Below are 23681 nucleotides of genomic sequence, written 5' to 3'. Positions count from 1 at the left end.
ATCCGGCACAGATCCCTACGAGCACAACATCATCGGACTACAGCGCAGCCGAATCACCTGTGCGCGAACACCGGTCAGGGATGCAGGACGATCTTCCCGTGCGTGTGCCCGTGCTCGAGTTCGGTGAAGGCTGCGCGCACATCGGCGAGCGGATAGACCGCCGCGACCGGCACCTCGAGCTTCCCCGCGACGACCTGATCGGCCAGTTCGGACACCACATCGATGGTGTCGGCCGCACCGTTGCCCTCGGCCTTGACCCCGTACTTCGCCACGGCGGCGAAATCGGCGATGGTATCGATGCGGTCCGGCTGCACGCCCAGCTCGATCGCCAGCTCGACATAGTCCGGCCCGTAGAGATCGATGAACGCGTCCACGCCGTCGGGCGCGGTGGCCCGGATCCGATCGGCCAGACCGTCGCCGTAGGTCACCGGAGTCACCCCCAGCGACCGCAGCCACTCGTGATTCCCGGTACCGGCGATGCCGATCACCGTGACGTCCCGAGCCCGGAGTAGTTGCACCACAAGCGAACCCACACCACCGGCCGCACCGGACACCACGATCGTGTCACCGGCCTCGGGGCGCACCGAACGCACCGCCGCGAAGGCGGTCGTCCCGGCCACGAACAGCGATCCGGCCACGTCCCAGGACAGGCCGGCGGGTTTGGGCGCGACCTGTTCGACCGGCACCACCACATGCGTCGCATGACTCGCGCGCTCGTTGGTGAAGCCCAGAACCTCGTCACCGACGGCGACCCCGCTCACGCCCTCGCCGATCCCGACCACCCGGCCGGCCAGGTCACTACCCTGCCCGGAGGGGAACGTCGCGGGAAAGACCTCGTGCAGCAGGCCGCTGCGAATCTTGCCCTCCCCGGGGTTGATTCCCGCCGCGACCACCTGGACGACGACCTGGCCCGGACCCGCCACCGGATCCGGCGCCTCGACCACGTCCAGTACGTCGACATCCCCGTACCGGTCGAACCTGACTACCTGCGCCATGGTGCATCTCCTGTCTGCGACGTCTACGACGTAACCGAACAGCACCTACCGGCCCGATATTTCCCGCGGATTCGGGCCCGGCCGAACGCTCAGGCCCCGAGCAGACGCTGAGCCAGATAACCCTCGACCTGATCCAGGGCGATGCGCTCCTGCGCCATCGAATCGCGCTCGCGCACAGTCACCGCCTGATCCTCGAGCGTGTCGAAGTCGACGGTGATGCAGAACGGCGTGCCGATCTCGTCCTGGCGACGGTAGCGGCGGCCGATCGCCCCGGCATCGTCGAAATCGATGTTCCAGTTCTTACGTAGTTGCGCCGCAAGGTCTTTCGCCTTCGGCGACAGATCCGCATTGCGCGAGAGCGGAAGTACCGCGGCCTTCACCGGGGCCAGGCGACGGTCCAGGCGCAGGACGGTGCGCTTCTCCATGACGCCCTTGGCGTTGGGCGCCTCGTCCTCGGTGTAGGCGTCGATGAGGAAGGCCATCAGCGAGCGGGTCAGACCGGCCGCGGGCTCGATCACGTACGGGATGTAGCGCTCGCCCGAATTCTGGTCGTAGAAGCTCAGATCCACGCCCGAATGCTCCGAATGCGTCTTCAGGTCGAAGTCGGTGCGGTTGGCCAGTCCCTCGAGTTCACCCCACTCGCTGCCCTGGAAGTGGAAGCGGTACTCGATGTCGACCGTGCGGGTCGAGTAGTGCGAGAGCTTCTCCTTCGGGTGCTCGAACAGCCGCAGGTTCTCCGGATCGATGCCCAGGTCGGTGTACCAGGCCAGGCGCGTGTCGATCCAGTACTGGTGCCACTGCTCGTCTTCACCCGGCTTGACGAAGAATTCCATCTCCATCTGCTCGAACTCGCGGGTGCGGAAGATGAAGTTGCCCGGGGTGATCTCGTTGCGGAAGCTCTTGCCGATCTGCGCGATGCCGAACGGCGGCTTCTTGCGCGCGGTGGTCTCGATGTTCTTGTAGTTGACGAAGATGCCCTGCGCGGTCTCGGGCCGCAGGTAGTGCAGGCCCTCCTCGGATTCGATCGGGCCGAGGTAGGTCTTGAGCATCATGTTGAAGTCGCGCGGTTCGGTCCACTTGCCGACGGTGCCGCAGTCCGGGCACGAGATCAGTTCCATGGACACGCTGTCCGAGTCGTCGATCTTGTGCTTCTCGGCGTACGCCTCCTGCAGGTGGTCCTGCCGGTGCCGCTTGTGGCAGTTCAGGCATTCCACCAGCGGATCGTTGAACACGGTGACGTGGCCCGAGGCGACCCACACCTGACGCGGCAGGATGATCGAGGAGTCCAGGCCGACCACGTCGTCGCGGCCGGTGACCATGGCCCGCCACCACTGCCGCTTGATGTTCTCCTTGAGCTCCACGCCCAGCGGCCCGTAGTCCCACGCCGACCGGGTACCTCCGTAGATCTCACCGCTCGGGTAGACCAGGCCCCGACGCTTGGCGAGATTGGCGACGGTGTCGACCTTCGACTTGGGTGCCACGACTGGAGCTCTCCCTCTGCACTGGTGATCGGTCTGATTCGCCCCAGAGTATCGGGCGAACCTCGACCGAGGCGAGGCAGTATCCACCGGCCGCACCGGGTGGCGTCGGCAGGCCAGGTCATCGCCGGGGCGCCTCGGTCCTTTCGCGGATCGCTGCCGACACCTGACGGCACCACATCGTTCAGATACCGAACTATCAGTGGCCGATCCAGTGATATCAGCCGCTGAACAAAGCGGGATCAACAGCTCGATCATTCATATCTCAAATAATCTCGCCCAGTTGCCTTGGTAATTAGTCGAATTATTTGATATCGTGAGGCCTCATTCGACAATAACGTTCGGATTCCGAATATTTTGCGGATCCATCGGAGCATCTTCTTCCGCTGCTCGAACGGAGACGGGAGAGCCCCTCCGACTCTGCGATCAGAAAGATCACCTGATGAGTATCAACGACAAGCACTACGACGTCCTAGTCGTCGGATCCGGAGCGGCGGGCAGCACCACTGTGAAAGAACTCACCGAGCGCGGTCTGGACGTGCTTCTCATCGAAGCCGGGCGCGACATCACCGAGGCCGACTTCGTTCCCCCGCCGCCGAAACCGCCGGCCGCGATGAGCATCGACCTCAACGGCAGGGTCCGGGCCGGTCTCAAGGGGCAGCATGTCCAGGCGCGGCGGGCGATGTTCCAGGAGCAGAAGAACAAATTCCTCGTCAACGACCTCGCCCAGCCCTACTCCACCAAGGGCGACGGTTTCCTGTGGATCCGAGGCCAGCAACTCGGCGGTCGCCTGCACTCCTACGGCCGGGTGCTGCTGCGCGCGTCGGACCACGAGTTCAAGGGCAAGAGCCTCGGCATCGCCGATGACGATTGGCCGATCTCCTACGCGGACCTCGCCCCGTACTACGACCGGGTGGAGGAGTTCCACGGCATCTACGGAACCGAGGAGGGCATCGCGAACCTTCCCGACGGCAGGTATCGGGGCCCGTCGCTGCTGACCGAGACGGAGAAGGAGTTCAAGGCCACCGTCGAGGAACGCTGGCAGAGCAGGCACGTCATCCCCTGGCGGTACGCCGCCCCGAATCCGCACCGGGTGCCGCTGGGCATCGTCGCCGCGCGCGCGACCGGCCGTCTCACCACCCGCACCAACGCCCTGGTCAGCCGGGTCACCGTCGACCGGAACACCGGCATGGCCGACGGCGTCGTCTTCATCGACCGGCTCACCAAGCAGGAGCACCGCGTCCACGCGGACGCGGTGGTGCTGTGCGCCTCGACCATCGAATCGGTTCGGCTGCTGCTTAATTCCGCCACCGACGATCACCCCGACGGGCTGGCCAACTCCTCGGGGCTGCTCGGGCGGTACTTCATGGATCAGACTCCGAGCCTGCTGTTCGGCGGCGACACGAAGCACCCCGGCTACGAGACCATCGACCCGGCGCCCGCGGACCCGTACTACCCGCCGGTCGGCGGCGTCTACATCCCGCAGTTCGACAACGTCGGCGGGCCAACCAACCCCGACTTCAAGCACGGCTGGGCCGTGCAGGGCACCGTCGGGCGGATCCCGGTTCCCGAGGGAGCCCCCGGCACGGTCGGTCTGATGGGCTTCGGCGAGATGCTGCCGTACCGGGACAACCGGGTCAGCGTGCACCCGCGCCGGAAAGACCGCTGGGGTATCCCGATCCCGCAGATCCGGCTGCGGATCACCGACAACGAGCGCGCCCTGATGCGTGCCCAGGTGAGCGGTCTTCGGGAGATGGCCGAGGCGAGCGGATACACGGTCAACTTCGCCGGCTCCGCGCTCGGCCTGGACTCGAGGAAGGTCTGGCCCGACGCCGACCCGATCCGCCGGGCCATCTTCATCCTCTCGTTCAAGAAGAGCATGGCGATGGGCGCGGCGATTCACGAGTGCGGCGGCGCCCGAATGGGCGAGGACCCCACGACGTCGGTGCTGAACTCCTACAACCAGACCTGGGACGTGCCGAACCTGTTCGTCACCGACGCCAGCTCCTACGTGACCAACGGCGCGGTCGGCCCGACGCTGACGATCATGGCGCTCACCGCACGCGCCTGCGAGTACATCGCGAACGAGCACGCCTCCGGCAGGCTGCACGCGAAGCAGGCCGGGCGGATCTGAATCCCGGCGACCCGCATGCGAAGCGACCACTTTCCGACGGGGAACGTGGTCGCTTCGCACATTTCTCCGGCCGCCACATCCGTCGAGAGTTGACATGCGCACCTGTGCATATCAATAATGGCATCGGTTTCCGATAAGGAGTTGGATGCTATGACGTCCGAGAGTGGTGCCCCAGCGCGCGAAGGCGGTGTGCCCGCACGTCGCAGCCGCGTCGCGGAAGCGCCCACCCCGATCCCGCACGACCCGTTTCCGTATCGCGCGCCGCTCGCGCCCGCCGTGCCCACGCGGCCGGTGCTGGACAGTGCGGGTGAGCTGCTGCGCGCGCTGGCCGCGCCGGTGCGGATCGCCATCGTCCTGCAGCTGCGCGAGTCGCCGCGCTGCGTGCACGAGCTGGTCGATACCCTGGGGGTGACGCAGCCGCTGGTGAGCCAGCATCTTCGCATTCTCAAGTCGGCGGGGGTGGTGCGCGGCGAGCGCACCGGGCGCGAAGTGATCTACGAGCTGGTGGACGACCATCTCGCCCGCATCGTCGTCGATGCGGTCGCACATGCCGAGGAAGGGTGACAAGTGCCGGACAAGACGGGCACGGCAGACAAGATCGTCGGAGTTCGCAGTACCCGCCAGCGCAGCGCCATCGCGGCGCTGCTGGGTGATACCGAAGAGTTCCGGTCCGCCCAGGACCTACACGACGAGTTGCGCCGCCGTGGCGAGGGCATCGGCCTGACCACGGTGTACCGCACCCTGCAATCGCTGGCGGACGCGGGCGTGGTCGACGTATTGCGCACGGACACAGGCGAATCGGTGTACCGGCAGTGCTCCCAGGGACACCACCATCACCTGGTGTGCCGCCACTGCGGGCGCACCGTGGAGGTCGAGGGCCCGACCGTGGAGGCGTGGGCACAGACCGTCGCGCGGCAGCACGGCTTCACCGATATCAGCCACACCATGGAGGTCTTCGGCACCTGCTGCGACTGCGCCGCGGCCGGACGCTGATCCCCGTACCGGTCAGGGAACCAGCCCCTGCCGGGCTCGGCTCGCGCCGGACAGGACCAGCAGCAACATCGTCGCCAGGGCCTCGTCGCCGAGACCCGCGGCCGGGAAGGTGTAGCGCAGGATGACATCGGCCAGCTTCTCGTGGCCGATCACCGTCAGCGAACCGAACTGCAGGGCGTTGTTGCGGTCTGCGACGCGCTTGTGCAGCTGGGCCTTGAGCGGACGATCCCAGGCCAGCACGGCGGTGAGGGTGAGTACGTCCAGGCCGGGGGCCAGATTCACCGCGCGCAGCGAGCACAGCGCGCCCTCGTATTCGAAACCCAGGGCCTTCTCCTCGACGCGCACGTCGATGCTGCCGTAGTGGGCCAGGCAGGCCCCGGCCCGCGCCTCGAGGTCCGTGGTGATGTCCTCGCTCATTTGACGCCACCGAACCGGCGGTCGCGCTTGGCGTAATCCAGGCAGGCGGCCCACAGATCGCGGCGATCGAAATCCGGGAAAAGCGTGTTCTGATAGACGAATTCGGCGTATGCCGATTGCCAGATCAGGAAGTTCGAACTGCGCAACTCACCCGAGGGCCGCAGGAACAGATCCACGTCCGGCATATCGGGCTCGTCCAGGTACTTGGCGAAACTGGCCTCGCTGATCCGTTCGGGATCCAGTTCGCCCGCGGCCGCACGACGCGCGATTTCCCTTGCCGCATCGACGATTTCGGCGCGACCGCCGTAGTTGACGCACATGGTCAGCGTCATCACCGTGTTGTCCTCGGTGAGTTTCTCGGCAATCTCCAACTCCTTGATCACGCTGCGCCACAACCGCGGTCGCCGCCCGGCCCAGCGCACCCGCACACCCATCTCGTGCATCTCGTCGCGGCGGCGGCGGATCACGTCGCGGTTGAACCCCATCAGGAAGCGCACCTCCTCGGGGCTGCGCCGCCAGTTCTCGGTCGAGAAGGCATAGGCCGACAGCCATTTCACGCCGATCTCGATACATCCTTCGACGGTGTCCATCAGCACCGCCTCGCCGCGCTCGTGGCCCGCGGTGCGCGGCAGGCCGCGATCCTGCGCCCAGCGTCCGTTGCCGTCCATCACCAGCGCCACGTGGCGAGGCACGAATTCGGCCGGGATCTGCGGCGGCCGCTCCCCCGAGGGATGCGGCGACGGCGGGCGAATCGTGCGAATGGGCGGCGCGTCAGCGTTCTGGGTGCGATTACCGATCACGCCCCCATCCTGCCCGATGCGCCCCGGTGGTTCCGAACGCCTGGGGGAATTTCCCGAGACTCACCAGGTCCGGCTGGGTCGCCCGTTCTCCAGATGACCGGTGAATCGGCGGGACCAGGTGGCGGGTCCGGTCCCGGTCAGGGTCAGGTCGTACCAGCCGTCCGAGGCCGGGACCGGAAGTTCGCGCACCTCGCCCGGCGACACGGTGACGCGGTCGGCGTCCCCGACGAGGAAGGTGACCGGCGTCGGCGTCGCATTCCGGACGCTCACCACCAGCACCGGCGTCGCGGCCGTACCGCTCAGCGCCGCCGACACCGCGACCCCGAGCCCCTCCGGTCCCCCCGCCGCCGAGAACCGGAACCCGTTCGGCGCATACACCTCGACGTCGTAGCTCCCGGACCAGGCGATCTCCCGAGACATCGCCCCACCCGCACCGACGACGATCTGACTCACCCGCGCACCCCCTTCGGCCCCGAAGGCATACACCTGGAACGCGATCGCCTCCCGCCCCTGATTGGCCAGATGCAGAGTGAGCTTCGCCCCGGACGCCTCGGCCCACACGATCGGCTGATACGGCAGCGGTCGCGCCTTCGCATGTCCCGGATCCTGGTGCGGCACTGCCTGTTTCACTGGTGGCGCGGGCGTGGGCAATTTCGATTGGGTCCGATCAGCCTGTGCGCGCAGGGCTTTCGCATTCGGCAGTGACGGGATGCTGGTATCCGGATTCTCGAAATCGAAGCAGCTGAGCAGATCTCCGCAGACCGCCCGCCGCCAGGCCGAAATATTCGGCTCGCGCACCCCGGTCCACTGTTCGAGGAACCGCAGCACCGAGGTGTGATCGAACACCTGCGAATCGACCCATCCCCCGCGGCTCCACGGCGAGACCACGATCATCGGCACCCTCGGCCCGAGCCCGATCGGCGTCAGCGCACCACGAGCGTCGTCGCGGGCCGCGACCCCGGCGCCGGTCTGGGCGAGCGGCAACTGTTCCCCCGGCGTGCCGGGCGGCGCGGTCGGGGGGACCAGATGATCGAACAATCCGTCGTTCTCGTCGAAATTGATCAGCAGCACCGTCGAGCGCCACAGCTCCGGATCCGCCCACAGCGCCTGCAGCACCCGCTGGACGTAGGCTTCGCCGTCCACCGGCCGCGCCGCGGGATGTTCGCTGTATCCCTGCGGCGCGACGATCCAGGAGACCTGCGGCAGAGAATGCGTCCGGCAGGCCGAAATGAATTGCCGCAGAACGTAATCGATGCTCCTGCCGTTCTCGTCGGTGGCCAGCGGCCAACTGCCGGTGACGTTGGCGCGATCGGCCAGCCGCCGCACCGCGGGATCCTCGGAGTTGAGCGCCTCGTGATACGCCCGGAACAGCCACAGCGGATTGTCACCGAAATCGCCGAGGAACATCTGATCGGTGTCCCCGGCGACGTCGTCGGCGTAGACCTGCCAGGACACTCCCGCCTGCTCCAGACGTTCGGGATAGGTCGTCCAATCGAAGACCGGCCGGTAGTCGGGCGGATTGTCGGTCGCGGGCCCGCCCCGGCGGCCCTCGGGGTCGATGGTCCCGGTCCAGTGATAGAGCCGGTTCGGCGTCGTCGGGCCCTGGATCGAGCAGAAGTAGTGGTCACACAGTGTGAACGCCCTGGCCAGGGCCCGATGGAACGGGATGTCGGCCTCGGTGAAGTAGCCCATCGTCATGGCCGACTTGGCCGCGACCCACCCGTCGTACGCGCCACCCGCCCAGGCCCGATGGGTCGAGGCCCAGTCGTGCTTCAGATCCGACATGTCCTGGCCGTCCACGACGTGGGTATCGATCCGGAACGGCAACCGGTAGCCGATACCGCTGCCGGTATCGGGCTGGGCCAGGACCGTGCCCGGATGTCTCGGGGCCGGGCCCGGCAGCACACTGCCCACGCCACGACCGGCGAATCGCGCACCCGACCCACCCGCGGCGGCACGTCCGGCCGACGAGCGCAGCGCGGTGGGGTCGCCGAAGCCCCGGACCCCGGCCATGGTGCCGAAGTAATGGTCGAAGGAGCGGTTCTCCTGCATGAGGATCACCACGTGCCGCACGTCGTCGAGACTGCCGCGGTGCGGTGCGGCCCGCACGGGAGCCGCCCGGCCGGGCCTCGCGCCGATCCCGGCGAGTCCCGCCGCGCCCATCAAGCCGCCGAGTACCGTACGGCGCGTCGTTCCGGATGTTCGGTTCATCGGCTGATCCCCCATACATTCGGTGGACGAGCAGTCCTCGCCGATCCCTGGGTGGCTCCCGGTGACGAAATGGTCGCAAGCGAAAAGGGACTGGCGGTTACCCGCGGACGGCCACCCCGATGAATTCGGCCCACCGGTCCGGTGAACGGCGACACCGACTGTTCCGGCTCCCGTTTCCCGCAGGTCACGGCGGCGCGGTAGGCAGCGACCGGCGAAACGCGACCGATGCCGGTCACACCGCCGAGAAGTCGTCCCGAGTCGGCGAAAAGTTCCGACCGGTCCTGCTAATCTGGGGCGATTGCCCGGGTTTCGGTCGGCCGCCCGGCCCTCGGGCCGGTATCACATCGAAACCCGTTGTCCTGCAACGGTTGCGAGGTAGATGGTTCCGACGTGGTTGCCCACCCGCACCGTATTGTCGTTCGACCCATGGAGTCTCCCCATTGAGCCCGCCCTCGCTGCCCGGCACGACCACACCCGGAATCTGCCCCGTCCAGCACGGATCGCCCATCGACCTGGGCGAGGCCCGGATCCTTTTGGACACACCGGAATTCGCGGCGGACCCGCACGCGACCTACCAGCGGATGCGGCGCGAATACGGTTCGATGGTGCCGATCGAACTGTCCCCCGGCGTCCCCGCGACGCTCGTCCTCGGATACCGCACGGCCGTGCGGATCCTCAACGATCCCGAGCACTTCCCGGCCGACCCGCGCAACTGGCAGGACACCGTGCCGCCGGACTGCCCGGTGCGCCCGATGATGCAGTGGTACCCCAACGCGCTGCGCAACACCGGCACGATCCACGCCCGCTACCGCCGGGCCTACGTGGCCGCCATCGACGGAATCGACCTGCACGCACTGCATTCCACGGTCGAGCGGATCGCCATCCCGCTGATCAACACCTTCTGCGAGCGGGGTTCGGCGGATCTGCAGGCCGAGTACGCGTTCCCGCTGGTGTTCGAGGCGCTCAACCAGATGGTCGGCTGCTCGCCGGACATCGGCCAGCGCATCGCCACCGGGATGGCCGCGCTGTTCGACACCGAGAACGCCGCGTGGGGCATGCAGCACACGGCCGAGGCGATGATGGAACTCATCGCGCTGCGTCGCGCGGAACCCGGCAACGACGTCACCTCCCGCATGGCCCACCACTCGGCCGAACTGAACGACGAGGAGATGCTCTACAACCTGATCAGCTTCTACGGCGCGGCCATCGAACCGCAGACGAATTTGATCACCAACACCCTGCTGCTGATGCTCACCGACCAACGGTTCGGCGGCGGCTTCCTGGGCGGGGCCACCACCACCCGCGACGCGCTGGACGAGGTGCTCTTCAACGACCCGCCGATGGCGAACTTCTCCATCACCTACCCGCGTCAGCCGATTCTGATCGACAACACCTGGCTGCCCGCGCATCAGCCGGTGGTGATCAGTCTGGCCGGGTGTAACAACGATCCCGCCATCTCCGGCGGCGACCGCACCGGCAATCGATCGCATCTGGCCTGGAGCGCCGGACCGCACGCCTGCCCGGCCCGCTCGGTGGCCTACCTGGTCGTGCAGGACGCCATCGATCAGCTGTTGGACGCGATTCCCGAACTGCACCTGGCCGTGAACAAGGACGAATTATCCTGGCGGCCAGGACCTTTCCACCGGGCGATGGCAGCGTTGCCGGTCGTCTTCCCGAAGTCTCCCGCGTTGAATGTGATGTAAGGAGCTCGTTGATGGTGCACGAACCGATCGTCCTGGACACCAGCGGCGTCGATATCCAAGGCGAATCCGCCCGGATTCGGGCCCGCGGTCCGGTGACTCTGGTCGAGCTGCCCGGCGGCGTGCCGGCCTGGTCGGTGACCGATGCCGGGGCGCTGCGCACCCTGCTGGCCGATTCCCGGGTGTCGAAGGATCCCCGCCGGCACTGGGCGGCGTTCATCAACGGCGAGATCACCGAGTCGTGGCCGCTGCTGCCGTGGGTGATCGCGGAGAACATGTTCACCGCGTACGGCCCCGAGCACCGGCGGCTGCGCACGCTGGTCTCCCCCGCGTTCACCAATCGCCGCACCCAGGCGATGCGTCCGCGCATCGAGAAGATCACCCGCGACCTGCTGGACACCCTGGCCGCCACCCCGCCCGGCGAGACCGTGGACCTGCGGGCCGGATACGCCTATCCGGTCCCGATCCGGGTCATCAGCCAGCTGCTGGGCGTGCCGGAACATCTGGACGCCGACATCCACAAGTGTGTCGACGGATTCTTCGACGGATCGCTCACCCCCGAGGAGTCGATGGCCAACTACATCGAAATGTCCCGGCTCGTCGGCGAACTCGTCGCCTACCGGCACCGTGAGCCCGGTGACGACATCACCTCGGTGCTGATCGGTACCCAGCAGGAGGACGGGTCCCGGCTCTCGGACAAGGAACTCGTCGACACGCTGATGCTGGTCGTCAACGCGGGTCACGAAACCACGCTGAACCTGATCGACCAGTCGATCCACACGCTGCTGACCCGTCCGCAACTGCGCGAGGACGTGCTGGCCGAGCGGATCTCCTGGGCCGACGTCATCGAGGAGATGCTGCGTTACGAGTCCCCGGTCGCGCATCTGCCGCTGCGTTATGCGGTGGAGGACATCGAGATCGACGGCGTCTCGATTCCCAAGGGCGAGGCCATCCTCGCCTCGTACGCCGGGGCGAACCGCGATCCGAAGGTGCACGGCGACACGGCCGACGAGTTCGATCCGTTGCGTACCACCAAGGATCAGCATCTGGCCTTCGGGCACGGCGCGCACCACTGCATCGGCGCTCCGCTGGCCCGGATGGAGGCCGCGATCGCCCTGCCCGCCCTGTTCACCCGTTTCCCGGAGATGCAATTCGCCACGGAGCCAAGCACATTGGCGAAGCTCGGCAGCTTCATCTCGAACGGGCACGTGGAGTTGCCGGTAATCCTGCAACCCGCCCGCTGAGCCCCGTACGCCGGGGACGCCGCGACCGCCGCCGCGCGGACGCGGCGTCCGGCGTTTCGGTGTCATCCCTTGAATCCGACCCGTGTGGCGCGCGAGATCGGTTACCGTGAGCGTCGGTTCGTCCCAGTCTGATTCGGGAGGGCAAGGATGCTCAACCGGCGTGATCTGCTCCGCAACGGCGCCCTGGCGGGCGCGGCTCTGGCCGCGCCGAGTCTGGCGGGCTGCGGATCGAGTTCCGACGCGCTGACCTTCTTCTTCCAGGCCGCACCCGATGAGGCCAAGGTGCGGATGCAGATCATCGAAGCATTCACCAAGTTGCACCCGGAGATCGAGATCCAGGTGCAGATGTCGGGGCCCAACCCGACTCAACAGATCCTCACCTACGCGGCCGGCGGCAAGTGCCCGGATGTGGTGATGCAGTGGGAATCCTATTCGCACTTCGTCGAACTGGGCATCCTCGAGAACCTCGACACCTACCTGGATGCCGATCCGGCCTACGCGGCCCAGCTGCGCGCGGACGGCGAACCAGCGGTCTACGAGTTGTTCCGCTATCGCGGCGGGCAATACGTGCTACCCGAACAGTGGGCGGGAATCTTCCTGTACTACAACAAGAAACTGTTCGAGGAAGCAGGCGTGCCGCCGCCACCGGGCCGCTGGGAGGACGCCTGGACCTTCGACGAATTCCTGACCGCGGCCCAGGCGCTGACCAAACGCGACTCCTCGGGCCGGACCACCCAGTGGGGGTTCGCCGACGCATGGCCGGTGCCGCGGTACTCGGCGTCGATCTTCGGAATGAACAACGGCGGTGAGTGGTTCGTCCCGCCCACCGATCCGCGACACACCGCGATCGACGGCGATCGGTTCATCGAGGGCTTCCAGTTCTACGCCGATCTCGCGGTACGTCATCATGTCGCGCCGCGTTCGACCGACGCCGACGCACTACCGTCCATCCAGCTGTTCTCCCAGGGCAAAGCCGCGATGGTGTTGACCGGCCACTGGCAGTACAGCGCCATGCTCGCGGAGCCCGATCTGGATTTCGACATCACCGTGCTGCCGGTCGGACCGCGCGGCCACGGCGCGAAGTCCGATATCGGCACCACGGGCCTGGGTATCTCCGCGACCAGCCCGCGCAAGGAATTGGCTTGGGAATTCGTGAAATTCGCGACCGGCCCGGTGGGGCAACAGGCGGTGGCCAAGTCCGGCCTGTTCGTTCCGGCACTGAAGTCGGCCCTGCATTCGGAGGATTTCGCCAAGGCGCACAGTGGGATTCGCAATCTCGAGGTGCTGACCGGAGGACCGTCCAACTCGAATCCCATTCCGGTGACGCCGAATTGGTCGCGGGTGGATGACGCCTTCCATCGCGCATCGGACCGGGTCCTGCGCGGCGCTGCTCCGGCCACCTACTTCAAAGGCGATGTGACCAGGCATATCAACGATCTGCTCGGGGGTGCGGTATGACGGCGGTCCAGGACAGGCCGCGGGCACCGCGGAGGCAGTCGGCCCTGATCCGCATGAAGGCCATGGCGGGTCGCCGGTTCATCGTGCCGAATCTGCTCGCGGTGCTGATCTTCATGCTGATCCCGCTGCTCTTCTCGTTGTATCTGAGTTTCCAGCAGTGGGATCTGTTCCACGCACCGCGATTCGTCGGCGTGTCGAACTACCGGCGGCTGTTCACCGGCGATCCGATGTTCTACATCGCATTGGTCAATACCGTGATCTTCACGATCGCCACAGTGGTGCCGACGATCGTGATCAGCCTGGCGGTGGCCGCGGCGCTGAATGCGAAGATCAGGGGAATCGGTATCTTCCGCAGCATCATGTTCCTGCCGCTGGTGTCCTCGGTCGCCGCGATGGCGGTGGTGTGGAACTACATGTTCGACCCCGATACCGGCGTACTCAACGACGTGTTGCACTGGTTCGGCATCGGCGCGGTCCCCTGGCTGACCGAGCCGCACTGGGCACTGGCCTCGCTGTGCGTGGTCAGCATATGGAAGAGCGTCCCATTCGCCGCGGCGGTACTGCTCGCCGCGATGCAGGGGGTGCCGGAGGATCTGCACGAGGCCGCGCGCATCGACGGCGCGGGTGGATTCCGGCGGTTCATCGCGATCACCGTCCCGCTGATCCGGCCGGCTATCGGATTCGTCTTCGTGATCTCGATCATCAACTCCTTCCAGGCATTCGATCAGGCCTATGTCCTGACCGGCGGTGGGGGCGGCCCCGAATCCGGCACCTACGTCTTCGGAATCATGTTGTTCCAGAACGCCTTCCAATTCGACGACCTCGGCTACGCATCGGCCCTGGCCTGGGTACTGTTCGCGATCCTGCTGGTACTGACCTATCTGCAGCTGCGGATGGGACGAAAGGACGAGCGATGACCGGACCAAAGCCCGTGTCCCCCGGCTACCAGCGCGTCATCGCCCAGCGCAGCGTGCGCGGGCTGCTGGCGTACGTCGTTCTCGTGGTGATGGCGTGGTGCGCGCTGTTCCCGATTCTGTGGGCGCTGTCCGGATCGCTGAAAAAGCAAGGGCAGCTGACCAATTCGCTGATTCCGCCGCATCCGCAGTGGTCCAACTATCACACCGTGTTCGAGTACGTGCCGTTCGGACGGATGTTCCTGAACACCGTGATCTACGCCGGATGCGTCACCGCGGGTCAGGTGTTCTTCTGCTCGCTGGCCGGATACGCGTTCGCGCGGCTGCCGTTCAAGGGTCGTGACACGCTGTTCCTCGCCTATCTGGCCACGCTGATGGTGCCGCTCACCGTCACCGTGATTCCGCAGTTCATCCTCATGCGCACGTTCGGCTGGGTGGACACGCCGTGGGCGATGATCGTGCCGGGACTGTTCGGCAGCGCGTTCGGCACGTTCCTGATGCGGCAGTTCTTCCTGACCCTGCCCACCGAACTCGAGGAGGCCGCGATCCTGGACGGCTGCTCGATCTGGCAGACCTACTGGCGGGTCCTGCTGCCGCACGCGCGTCCCGCGGTGATGGTGCTCGCGGTGCTGACCTGGGTGACGGTCTGGAACGACTTCCTGTGGCCGCTGGTGATGATCCAGCGCACCAGCATCTCCACCCTCAACCTGGGCCTGGTCTGGATGCAGGGCCAGTACACCGCGCACTGGCCGGTCCTGATGGCCGCCTCGATCCTGATGCTGCTGCCCATGATCGTCATCTACGCCTTCGCGCAGAAGGCTTTCGTCCGCGGCATCGCCACCTCCGGCCTCGCGGGCCGCTGACTCCCCGACCGAGGTGCTAATATGCTTTTATGCGCACCACAATTGACGTTCCCGAAGAGCTGATGCGTGCTGCCAAAGTCGCGGCCGCTGAACGTCACATGAACCTCAAAGAGCTGTTCACCAAAGCGTTGGCGCATGAACTCGGTGCACAGGTGCCGGCACAGAAGCAAGGGCGGGTCAAATTTCCTCTGGTCGGCAGCAACCGTTCCAGCGAGAAGGTCGATCTCACCAACGAGGACATCGCTGAGATCTTCGCCGACGAAGATGCAGAGAAGTACGCGTGACGACGCTGATCGACGTCGGCGTGTGGCTCGCCGCGACGTGGCGCGGACACGTCCATAACGAGTCGGCGGTCCAGTGGTTCGAGCGCGAGTCCGGAAGTCTGCTGATGTGCCGGGTTACGCAGACCGGACTGCTGCGCCTGCTCTCCAATCCAGCGGTCATGGGTGATGACGTCCAGACCCGCAGTTCGGCGTGGCGCATCATCGACCAGTTGCTCGCGGACGAACGCGTGCTGTGGGCCGAGGAACCCGCCGACCTCGGGGCGGTCTTTCGGGCGCTCTCGGCGCGCGACGAGACCAGCCACAAGCTGTGGACCGACGACTATCTGGCCGCGTTCGCCCAGACCAGTGGAGCCGAAATAGCCACATTGGATAGGAAATTCGCGGCCCGATATCCGTCGGTGAAGGTCGTGACCATCGCGTTGTAGATCGTCGGCTGCCGTAGTCGGTTCGTGCCATGGGGGACATCGATCGTTGAGCGGAGCGGCTGGGCGGCGGCATCCGTGGAACCGGATCAACCCGCGCGGGTGGCCGATTCCGCAGTCGTGTCGTGCGGGCGGCTGCGTTCGATCAACGGCAAAGTGCGGAGCTGGCGTTCGAGGTGCCATTGCAGGTGGGCGGCGGTGAGGCCGCTGGACTGGCGGCGGATGTTCTCCGGGATCGCGTCGATGCCGGACCACTCGCCGCGGTACAGCGCGCTCATCAACTCCAGCACGCCCACCGACGGCGTCGCCGCACCGGGCGGGCGGCAGTGCACGCAGACCGCGCCGCCCGCGGCGACGTGGAAGGCGCGGTGCGGACCGGGTGTGGCGCAGCGGGCGCATTCGTCCAGCGCGGGTGCCCAGCCCGCGAAACCCATGGCGCGCAACAGGAATGCGTCCAGGATCAACTCCTGCGGTCGCTGCGCGGCGGCGATCGCGCGCAACGCGCCCGCGGTCAGGGTGTGCAGTCGCGGGGCGGGTGCGCGCTCCTCACCGGCCAGGCGCTCGGCCGTTTCGAGGACCGCGCACGCGGCGGTGTAGCGGCCGTAGTCGGCGACGATATCGGAGGCGAACGCCTCCACGGTGTGCACCTGGGTGACGATGTCGAGGTTGCGCCCGGGATACAGCTGCACGTCGACGTAGGCGAACGGCTCGAGCCGCGCCCCGAATTTGGATCGGGTGCGCCGAGCCCCCTTCGCCACCGCTCGCACCAGCCCGTGCTGACGCGTGAGCAGCGTGACGATGCGATCGGCCTCACCCAGCTTGTGCTGGCGAACCACGATCGCCTGATCCCGATACAACTGCACGGTCCCATCCTCCCACGCCGCGCGAACGGGCACGCCGGGCCACGCACATCCCGCCGCGCCTGCGCCAGCCGCGCTTCGCACTTCACCCTTGTCGCGTCCCTCGCACACGACAGTGAACGGCAGACCGCTGAGTTGCCCTCTCCCCACAGGCATGCCCCACCCGATCGGCCCGGTGGCACCGGTGTGCCTGGTTCAAGCGGGGCGATACCCGCTCTCGCCGTAGACCTGGGCGATGCGCGGGGCGTGAATCGTGCGCAGCAGCAGGGTGGTCCAGCCGCGTCGGGTGCGATCGATCTCGCGGTCGTCCGCCTCGATCAACATCCGTTCGGGCCCTTGCAGTTCCATCGATACCGCCGGATGGCCGAGCGGAACGTCGACCAGGGCCGCGCGATTACCCCACACGACGAACCGCCGCCGGCTCATCGCGATGGTCCCCTGCCCGATGTTCTCCCAGCTCGAGGAGGCGTAGTGCAGCGGAGTCCGATAACTGCGCCGTGCCACCGATCCGTCCACAGGACCGAATACCACGATCCCCTCCCATTCCATATCCGAACGCAGTTGGGGCGGCAGCTCTTTCGAGCCGAACGCCCGGGACATCCACTTCACCTCGCCGATCGTAGGTGCGTCCGGTAGCGCACGCATCGACACATTTGCGCCATCCTGGGGAAATGCCGTCCGCCGGAGATCACAATGTGGCTACGGGGACCAGGATGGTTACGAACGGGACTCAGAATCCGAGCTTGCCGAGCTGTTTCGGGTCACGCTGCCAGTCCTTGGCCACCTTCACGTGCAGATGCAGATAGATGCGGGTGCCGAGGATGTGCTCGATCTGTTTGCGGGCGTTGGTGCCGACTTCCTTCAGGCGCGCGCCGCCCTTGCCGATGACGATCGCCTTCTGACTCGGGCGCTCGACATAGAGCAGCGCGTGCACATCGAGCAGCTCCGGAGACGAATCATCTTGGCCCTCATAGCCTTCACGCGGCAGTATCTCCTCGATCACCACCGCGAGCGAATGCGGGAGCTCGTCGCGCACGCCCTCGAGCGCGGCCTCACGGATCAGCTCGGCCATGAGCGTCTCCTCGGGCTCGTCGGTCAGCTCGCCGTCCGGATAGAACGCCGGGCCCTCGGGCATCTTCGAGGCGACGACGTCGACGAGAACCTCGACCTGCTCACCCTTCACCGCCGACACCGGCACCACGTCGGCCTCGGGACCGAGCAGTTCGGACACCGCCACCAACTGCTGGGCGATCTGGTCCCGGCCCACCTTGTCGATCTTGGTGACCACGCCCAGCACGGTCGTCTTCGGCGCCATCTGCCGGATCTGGGTCAGGATCCACCGATCGCCGGGACCGATCTTCTCGTCGGCCGGAATGCAGATCGCGATCACGTCGACCTCGGAATAGGTATCGCGCACAAGGTCGTTGAGCCGCTGGCCGAGCAGCGTGCGCGGCCGGTGCAGGCCCGGGGTGTCGACCAGGATCAGCTGCGCGTGCTCGCGATGCACGATGCCGCGGATGGTGTGCCTGGTGGTCTGCGGACGCGAGGAGGTGATCGCGATCTTCTGCCCCACCATCGCATTGGTGAGCGTGGACTTGCCGGTATTCGGCCGTCCCACGAAACAGACGAAGCCGGAACGGAATTCGGCATCGGTCATTGCGATGCCTCGGCGCCGACGGTGTCGTAGACCGCGCCGTTGCGATCGGCGAAGATGATCTTCCCGGAGGAGGACAGTTCGCGCACCGCCGCGATTCCGGCATCGTGGAACGACGCCCCGATCACCACCGCGGCCTCGAAACCCTCTGCGCCACTGGAGATCGCCGCGGCAACCGCGGCCTGCAGGGCGGTGAGCGTCAACGCGCGCAACTCCACCGGGCCCGCGGCGTAGGTGCGGCCGTCGGTGTCGCGGACCGCCGCGCCGCTGCTGCCGCCGGTGCGTCCCATCGCGCCGCGCGCGAGTACCAGCAGCTTGTCGTCCTCGGCATCCAAACCGCCGGTCTGCGGCGCAGTGTCAGTCATTGCTGTCTCCATCCTCGTGTCCGGGTTCGCGATCCTGTTTCTTCTCCGGCGCCCGCCGCACCACCACGGTGTGCACCCGCATCCGCCCCCGAGCGTCCGCGCCGCCCTCACCCCGGAGTTGCAGGCCGTGGATGACGCCCTTGGACCCGGGCAGCGGCACGCGCCCGAGCGCATGCGCGAGCAGACCGCCGACGGTGTCGACGTCCTCCTCATCGATCTTCATCCCGAACAGCTCGCCGAGGTCCTCGATCGAAAGCCGTGTCGAGACACGGAATTTGCCGTTGCCGAGCTGTTCGACGGGCGCGATCTCGTCGGTGTCGTACTCGTCGGCGATCTCCCCGACGATCTCCTCGAGTACGTCCTCGATGGTGACCAGGCCCGCGATACCACCGTATTCATCGACCAGCAGCGCCATATGGTTACGGCGACGCTGCATCTCGTCCAGCAGCGCGTCGAGCGGTTTGGAATCGGGTATGAACACCGCCGGGCGCATCACCTCGCGAACCTGCACCTTGCGGCTGCGATCACCGTACGGCACAAGGTCTTTCAGATAGACGACGCCGAGGATGTCATCGACGTTCTCGCCGACCACCGGAATGCGCGAGTGTCCCGATCGGACCGCCAGCGAGGTCGCCTGCGCCGCGGTTTTGTCCGCCTCTATCCACACCATCTCGGTGCGCGGCACCATCACCGCGCGCGCCGAGGTGTCGCCGAGTTCGAAGACCGACTGGATCATCCGCCGCTCGTCCGAATCCACCACGCCGCTCTGCTGCGCCATATCGACGACCTCGCGCAGTTCCACCTCGGAGGCGAAGGGGCCGTTGCGAAATCCGCGGCCCGGGGTGATCGCGTTGCCGACCGCGATGAGCAGGCGGCTCAGCGGGCCGAGCAGCACCGCGATGGCCTGTAGGGGCAGGGTGGCGGCGAGCGTTATCGAATAGGCGTGCTGGCGTCCGAGCGTGCGCGGCCCGACGCCGATCACCAGATAGTCGACCAGGACCATCACCACCGCGGTCACCACCAGCGCCCAGCCGGTGCCCAGCTCGTTGAGCAGCGCCGCGGCCAGCAGGACCGTCGCGGTGATCTCGCAGACCAGCCGCAGCAGCACCATCAGATTCACATAGCGGGGACGGTCGGTGATGATCCGCGCCAGCCGCCGCGCCCCGGCCCGATCCGCGCGAACCAGATCCTCCACCCGCGCGGGCGACACGGTGGCCAGCGCCGCGTCCAGCGCCGCGAACACTCCACCCACCGGAACCAGCGCAATGGCCAGCGGCAGCAGGATCAGTGCATTCACGCTGTTGTCCTAGCGGCACGAGCGGGGCCCTGCGTGGTGACGCTTCGCTGCCGCCTCCGGGCCTGACCGCTCATGCTGTGCCGATCAGCGGCATGAGCGGGGCCCTGCGTGGTGACGCTTCGCTGCCGCCTCCGGGCCTGACCGCTCATGCCGGATCCAGCGGATCACCCGCGTCGCCGAAACCGGTTTTGCCGAGGAGTTTGCGGTCGCGTTCGGCGAGGGCGGCGCGCCGCTGGGCCTCGCGCAGGCTCTCGTACCATTCGGCGAGCAGGGTGTTCTGCAGGCCGAACATCTCCTTCTCCTCCTCGGGCTCGGCGTGGTCGTAGCCGAGCAGGTGCAGCACGCCGTGCACGGTCAGCAGCGCGAGTTCGTGGTCCAGCGAATGTCCGGCCTTGGCGGCCTGAGCCGCGGCGAATTCGGGGCACAGCACGATGTCGCCGAGCATGGACGGGCCCGGCTCGGCGCCGTCCGGGCGGCCGCCGGGTTCGAGTTCGTCCATCGGGAAGGACATCACGTCGGTCGGGCCCGGCAGGTCCATCCAGCGCATGTGCAGGTCGGCCATGGTGTCGAGATCGACCAGCACCATCGACAGCTCGGCCGCCGGATGCACATCCATGCGGCCGATCGCGAAGCGCGCGACGCTGACCAGATCTTCCTCGGGAACGTCCATTCCCGATTCGTTGGCGATCTCGATACTCACGCCGCTCAGCTTAGGCCACCGCCGCCGGGCGGCCGCGCACTGCGCCGCCGCTGCTCAGTCGGCCGATGTGCCTGCCTGTGAACCTGGCGCGGCGGGCCACCGAACCGCGCGAGGGCTGCTAAGTTCGCGGCGGTGAAGACCACACGTTCGGTGAGCCAGGCCGCGGTCACGACAGTTTTCGCCCTCATGATGTGCGCTCCGGTGGCGACAGCCGCGCCGCCCGCCGCCCCGGACGCCGGTTCGCTGGCCGCCGCGGTTCGCCGGGATCTGGGGATTTCCGTTCAGGAGTATCAGCGGCGTGCCGATCTGGCCCAGCACCTGGCCGCCTTCGCCGCGACCGAGCAGCTGCGGTCGCCGGGGTCGGTGCGCGGAGTCCGGCTCGATCAGCAGGGCCGGGCGATGGTTGCGGCCGTCGGCGCCGCGGCGCAGGCCGCGGCACGGCAGGCGGGTTTCCAGCTCACCGACGATCCCGCGAACCCATCGAATTCCGCTGCGCCCCAAGGTGGTCGGCCCAACAAGCAGATCTCGGCGCCGCAGAACATTCCGACCCCGGCCGACCAGATCGCCGGAGGCGATGTGTACCTGAGCCGCACACCGCCGAGCAGCCAGGCGGCCAAATGCTCCTGGGCGTTCAACGCGATCGACACCGACGGCATGCCCGCCGCGCTCACGGCGGGTCACTGCAACGAAACCGTGCTCGACGGCGAGGCCATCGCCCCGGACCAGCAGACCTTTCAGTGGCAGAAAGACCGCGTGACCGGTCCGGCGACCGGCTCGTTCGAGAAGTCGGTGGTGGACGGCATCCGCGACTACTCGATCGTGCGCATCGCCCCGGCGGCGCGAAAGTCGTTCCGGAACAACCTCGTTCGCGGGCCGATCGGCGGTCCCGATATCCGGATCACCGGCGTCGGCATCCCGGTTGCCGGTGCGCCCGTATGCAAATCGGGTGCCACGACCGGGTTCACCTGCGGCGTGATCACCGGCGTCGACCAGCCCGACCCGCAACGCCCGCCGATCCGCTTCAAGCACACCGCCCTGGCCCTGCCCGGCGACAGCGGCGGCGCACTGCTGTCGGGAACCCTCGCGATGGGCATCATCAGCGACGGCGGAATCTATTCCGACCCTTCACAATTCCCCACCGACCGCCCCGGCGTCCTGCCGCCCGCACCGCCCGGCTCCCCGATCACCCTGGGCCGCATCCTCGAACAGATCGGCCCGCAACCCTTCCAGCAACTCGGCCCGCTGGCCGGCGGCGTGCTGCCCTATGTCCCGCAGGTCGCCATGATCGCCCAATCCGTCGTCGACGTGCTGGCCCAGAACCCGGGCCTGCACCTGCGCACGAGCTGAGCAGTTCCGGACCGCACCGCCGGTAACCTCCGGCAATGCCGAACAGGTTCACACCGAGCCGAAGCGATGCCGCCCGAGTGACGCCGAAGCGGACGGCATCATCCGACCCACACGCACCAGCCGCGCGAGACTCGTCGAACGTTCCGCTGTCAGCCCGAAACAGGTTTATGCCGAAGAGATTTCGCACGTCACGGTTCGGCCGACCGGGCGGTCTCTAGCCTCGAACACCCAAAGCCGGAAAGGTGCTCACGTCAAGGTCGACCCGCATGGACACGCCCGCGAGGCGGACGCCGAAGCAGAACCCGATCGGCTCCGTCGTCCGCCGTCGTCTTCCCCTCAGCGCCGCGAACGCTCCGCGGCCCGCCGCTGTGCCCGGTTGCCCGGGTAGTGCGGTGCGGCCAGTGCCGGACGGTCGGCCTCGTAACGCTCGTAGGCGTCGACGATGTCGGCGACCAGGCGGTGCCGCACCACGTCGCTCGAGGTGAGCTGGGCGAAGTGGATGTCCTCGACACCGGTGAGGATGTCGCTGACCACGCGCAGGCCGGATCTGGTCCCGCCGGGCAGATCGACCTGGGTGATATCGCCGGTGACGACGATCTTGGAACCGAAGCCGAGCCTGGTCAGGAACATCTTCATCTGTTCGGGCGTGGTGTTCTGCGCCTCGTCCAGGATGATGAACGAATCGTTGAGCGTGCGACCGCGCATATACGCCAGCGGCGCGACCTCGATGACCCCCGACTGCATGAGCTTCGGGATCGACTCCGGATCCATCATGTCGTGCAGCGAGTCGTACAGCGGGCGCAGATACGGGTCTATCTTCTCGTTCAGCGTGCCGGGCAGGAAGCCGAGGCGCTCACCCGCCTCGACCGCGGGCCGAGTCAGGATAATGCGGTTGACCTGCTTGTTCTGCAACGCCTGGACCGCCTTGGCGACGGCCAGATACGTCTTACCGGTACCGGCCGGGCCGATGCCGAAGACGACGGTGTGCTCGTCGATGGCGTCGACGTAGCGCTTCTGGTTCAGCGTCTTGGGGCGGATGGTCTTGCCGCGACGGGACAGGATGTCCAGGCTCAGCACCTCGGCCGGGGAGTCCGAGGAACCCTCGGTGAGCATCGCGTAGGTGTGCCGCACGGCCTCGGGCGTGACCACCCGATTTCGCCCGGTCAGAGCCACGAGCTGTTCGATGACACGCTCGGCGAGGGCGACGTCGGCGGCCCTGCCGGTGAGCGTCACGGCATTGCCGCGGACATGGATGTCGGCATCGAGCAGGCGTTCGAGTTCACGCAGGTTCTCGTCGGCCGAACCGAGAAAGCCGAAGACGGATTCTGGAGCGAGTTCGATACTGGAGCGCGCGATCCGCGCGGCCGGTCCGGTACCGTTGCCGCCGTCCCCGGCGGTGGGAGTTGTCGGGTCGCCTATTTCACCTGGTGTTCTCAAAAGTGACTATGGCCTGCTTTCCGGTCTCGAACATCACTGGTTGTGATGAAAGTTTACAGCCGAGCACCGACACAGCCCAGTGAATAGACCACGACCAGCAGGTCACGA

23 protein-coding genes are annotated in these 23681 nt (G+C 67.0%); 11 read left to right on the top strand and 12 right to left on the bottom strand.

Features of this window, described 5'->3' with window-relative positions; translation table 11 throughout:
• Positions 1–74: 74 nt before the first annotated feature.
• Both NM2_RS06830 and NM2_RS06825 read right to left on the bottom strand, forming a co-directional pair.
• A complete protein-coding gene (locus NM2_RS06830) occupies positions 75–995 on the bottom strand; it encodes an NADP-dependent oxidoreductase (protein WP_067665431.1) in 921 nt (306 codons plus the stop codon).
• Positions 996–1084: 89 nt separating this feature from the next.
• Positions 1085–2476, bottom strand: coding sequence for a glycine--tRNA ligase (locus NM2_RS06825; protein WP_067665428.1), 1392 nt, complete (start codon positions 2474–2476; stop codon positions 1085–1087).
• Between the two features lie 439 nt (positions 2477–2915).
• Here NM2_RS06825 and NM2_RS06820 point away from each other — a divergent pair, with 439 nt between their 5' ends.
• The 3 genes from NM2_RS06820 (at position 2916) to NM2_RS06810 (ending at position 5600) form a co-directional block, all read left to right on the top strand.
• Complete coding sequence (locus NM2_RS06820) at positions 2916–4607, top strand: GMC oxidoreductase (RefSeq protein WP_218025866.1); 1692 nt, start codon at positions 2916–2918, stop codon at positions 4605–4607.
• Positions 4608–4721: 114 nt separating this feature from the next.
• Positions 4722–5171: an ArsR/SmtB family transcription factor gene (locus tag NM2_RS06815; protein WP_439956850.1), complete on the top strand. Its 450-nt coding sequence runs from the start codon at positions 4722–4724 to the stop codon at positions 5169–5171.
• A 3-nt stretch (positions 5172–5174) separates the two neighbouring features.
• Entirely contained in the window at positions 5175–5600 is a 426-nt protein-coding gene (locus tag NM2_RS06810; RefSeq protein WP_067665425.1) for a Fur family transcriptional regulator, read from the top strand.
• Between the two features lie 12 nt (positions 5601–5612).
• Here the strand turns inward: NM2_RS06810 and NM2_RS06805 are convergent, their stop codons facing one another.
• From NM2_RS06805 to NM2_RS06795, 3 genes are read right to left on the bottom strand one after another with little or no spacing between them, the layout of a single operon-like run.
• Entirely contained in the window at positions 5613–6017 is a 405-nt protein-coding gene (locus NM2_RS06805) for a hypothetical protein (RefSeq protein ID WP_067665422.1), read from the bottom strand.
• Entirely contained in the window at positions 6014–6817 is an 804-nt protein-coding gene (locus NM2_RS06800) for an isoprenyl transferase (protein ID WP_067665419.1), read from the bottom strand. Before NM2_RS06800 ends, NM2_RS06805 begins: the two co-directional genes overlap by 4 nt.
• Before the next feature lie 60 nt (positions 6818–6877).
• On the bottom strand, positions 6878–9028 hold the full coding sequence (locus NM2_RS06795) for a phosphocholine-specific phospholipase C (RefSeq protein WP_084530591.1): 2151 nt from the start codon (positions 9026–9028) through the stop codon (positions 6878–6880).
• A gap of 440 nt (positions 9029–9468) precedes the next feature.
• Between NM2_RS06795 and NM2_RS06790 the strand changes: the two genes are divergently transcribed.
• The 7 genes from NM2_RS06790 (at position 9469) to NM2_RS06760 (ending at position 15916) form a co-directional block, all read left to right on the top strand.
• The gene (locus tag NM2_RS06790) at positions 9469–10731 is read left to right on the top strand and encodes a cytochrome P450 family protein (RefSeq protein WP_067665417.1); all 1263 of its coding nucleotides are present in this window, start codon (positions 9469–9471) and stop codon (positions 10729–10731) included.
• Between the two features lie 11 nt (positions 10732–10742).
• Positions 10743–11972, top strand: coding sequence for a cytochrome P450 family protein (locus tag NM2_RS06785; RefSeq protein WP_067665414.1), 1230 nt, complete (start codon positions 10743–10745; stop codon positions 11970–11972).
• A 147-nt stretch (positions 11973–12119) separates the two neighbouring features.
• Positions 12120–13430, top strand: coding sequence for an ABC transporter substrate-binding protein (locus NM2_RS06780; RefSeq protein ID WP_067665411.1), 1311 nt, complete (start codon positions 12120–12122; stop codon positions 13428–13430).
• On the top strand, positions 13427–14347 hold the full coding sequence (locus tag NM2_RS06775; protein ID WP_067665408.1) for a carbohydrate ABC transporter permease: 921 nt from the start codon (positions 13427–13429) through the stop codon (positions 14345–14347). Before NM2_RS06780 ends, NM2_RS06775 begins: the two co-directional genes overlap by 4 nt.
• Complete coding sequence (locus NM2_RS06770; RefSeq protein WP_067665405.1) at positions 14344–15207, top strand: carbohydrate ABC transporter permease; 864 nt, start codon at positions 14344–14346, stop codon at positions 15205–15207. Before NM2_RS06775 ends, NM2_RS06770 begins: the two co-directional genes overlap by 4 nt.
• A 29-nt stretch (positions 15208–15236) precedes the next feature.
• Positions 15237–15491: a hypothetical protein gene (locus NM2_RS06765; RefSeq protein WP_067665402.1), complete on the top strand. Its 255-nt coding sequence runs from the start codon at positions 15237–15239 to the stop codon at positions 15489–15491.
• On the top strand, positions 15488–15916 hold the full coding sequence (locus NM2_RS06760; RefSeq protein ID WP_067665399.1) for a TA system VapC family ribonuclease toxin: 429 nt from the start codon (positions 15488–15490) through the stop codon (positions 15914–15916). The genes NM2_RS06765 and NM2_RS06760 overlap by 4 nt, the downstream gene beginning before the upstream one ends.
• Before the next feature lie 86 nt (positions 15917–16002).
• Here the strand turns inward: NM2_RS06760 and recO are convergent, their stop codons facing one another.
• The 6 genes from recO to ybeY form a co-directional block, all read right to left on the bottom strand.
• Positions 16003–16776, bottom strand: a complete 774-nt coding sequence (gene recO, locus NM2_RS06755; protein WP_067665396.1) for a DNA repair protein RecO — start codon at positions 16774–16776, stop codon at positions 16003–16005.
• Between the two features lie 192 nt (positions 16777–16968).
• Positions 16969–17382 (bottom strand): hypothetical protein, encoded by a 414-nt coding sequence (locus tag NM2_RS06750; RefSeq protein WP_157120914.1) that lies wholly within the window; start codon positions 17380–17382, stop codon positions 16969–16971.
• 121 nt (positions 17383–17503) lie between these two features.
• Positions 17504–18430, bottom strand: coding sequence for a GTPase Era (gene era, locus NM2_RS06745; RefSeq protein WP_067665390.1), 927 nt, complete (start codon positions 18428–18430; stop codon positions 17504–17506).
• Positions 18427–18792, bottom strand: a complete 366-nt coding sequence (locus tag NM2_RS06740) for a cytidine deaminase-like protein (RefSeq protein ID WP_067665387.1) — start codon at positions 18790–18792, stop codon at positions 18427–18429. Before NM2_RS06740 ends, era begins: the two co-directional genes overlap by 4 nt.
• Positions 18785–20089 carry a hemolysin family protein gene (locus NM2_RS06735; protein ID WP_067665383.1) on the bottom strand — a complete coding sequence of 435 codons (1305 nt, stop codon included), beginning with the start codon at positions 20087–20089 and terminating at the stop codon, positions 18785–18787. Before NM2_RS06735 ends, NM2_RS06740 begins: the two co-directional genes overlap by 8 nt.
• Positions 20090–20234: 145 nt before the next feature.
• Complete coding sequence (gene ybeY, locus NM2_RS06730) at positions 20235–20789, bottom strand: rRNA maturation RNase YbeY (protein ID WP_067665380.1); 555 nt, start codon at positions 20787–20789, stop codon at positions 20235–20237.
• A gap of 132 nt (positions 20790–20921) precedes the next feature.
• On the opposite strand from ybeY, the gene NM2_RS06725 reads away from it, so the two are divergent.
• A complete protein-coding gene (locus NM2_RS06725; RefSeq protein ID WP_067665377.1) occupies positions 20922–22136 on the top strand; it encodes a S1 family peptidase in 1215 nt (404 codons plus the stop codon).
• 336 nt (positions 22137–22472) lie between these two features.
• Here NM2_RS06725 and NM2_RS06720 read toward each other — a convergent pair whose 3' ends face one another.
• On the bottom strand, positions 22473–23492 hold the full coding sequence (locus NM2_RS06720; RefSeq protein ID WP_439956849.1) for a PhoH family protein: 1020 nt from the start codon (positions 23490–23492) through the stop codon (positions 22473–22475).
• Between the last annotated feature and the right edge of the window lie 189 nt (positions 23493–23681).

This window comes from Nocardia miyunensis NBRC 108239 (genome assembly GCF_001613065.1).
Taxonomy (GTDB): Bacteria; Actinomycetota; Actinomycetes; order Mycobacteriales; family Mycobacteriaceae; genus Nocardia; species Nocardia miyunensis.
This window is presented reverse-complemented; position numbering and strand designations above follow the sequence as displayed.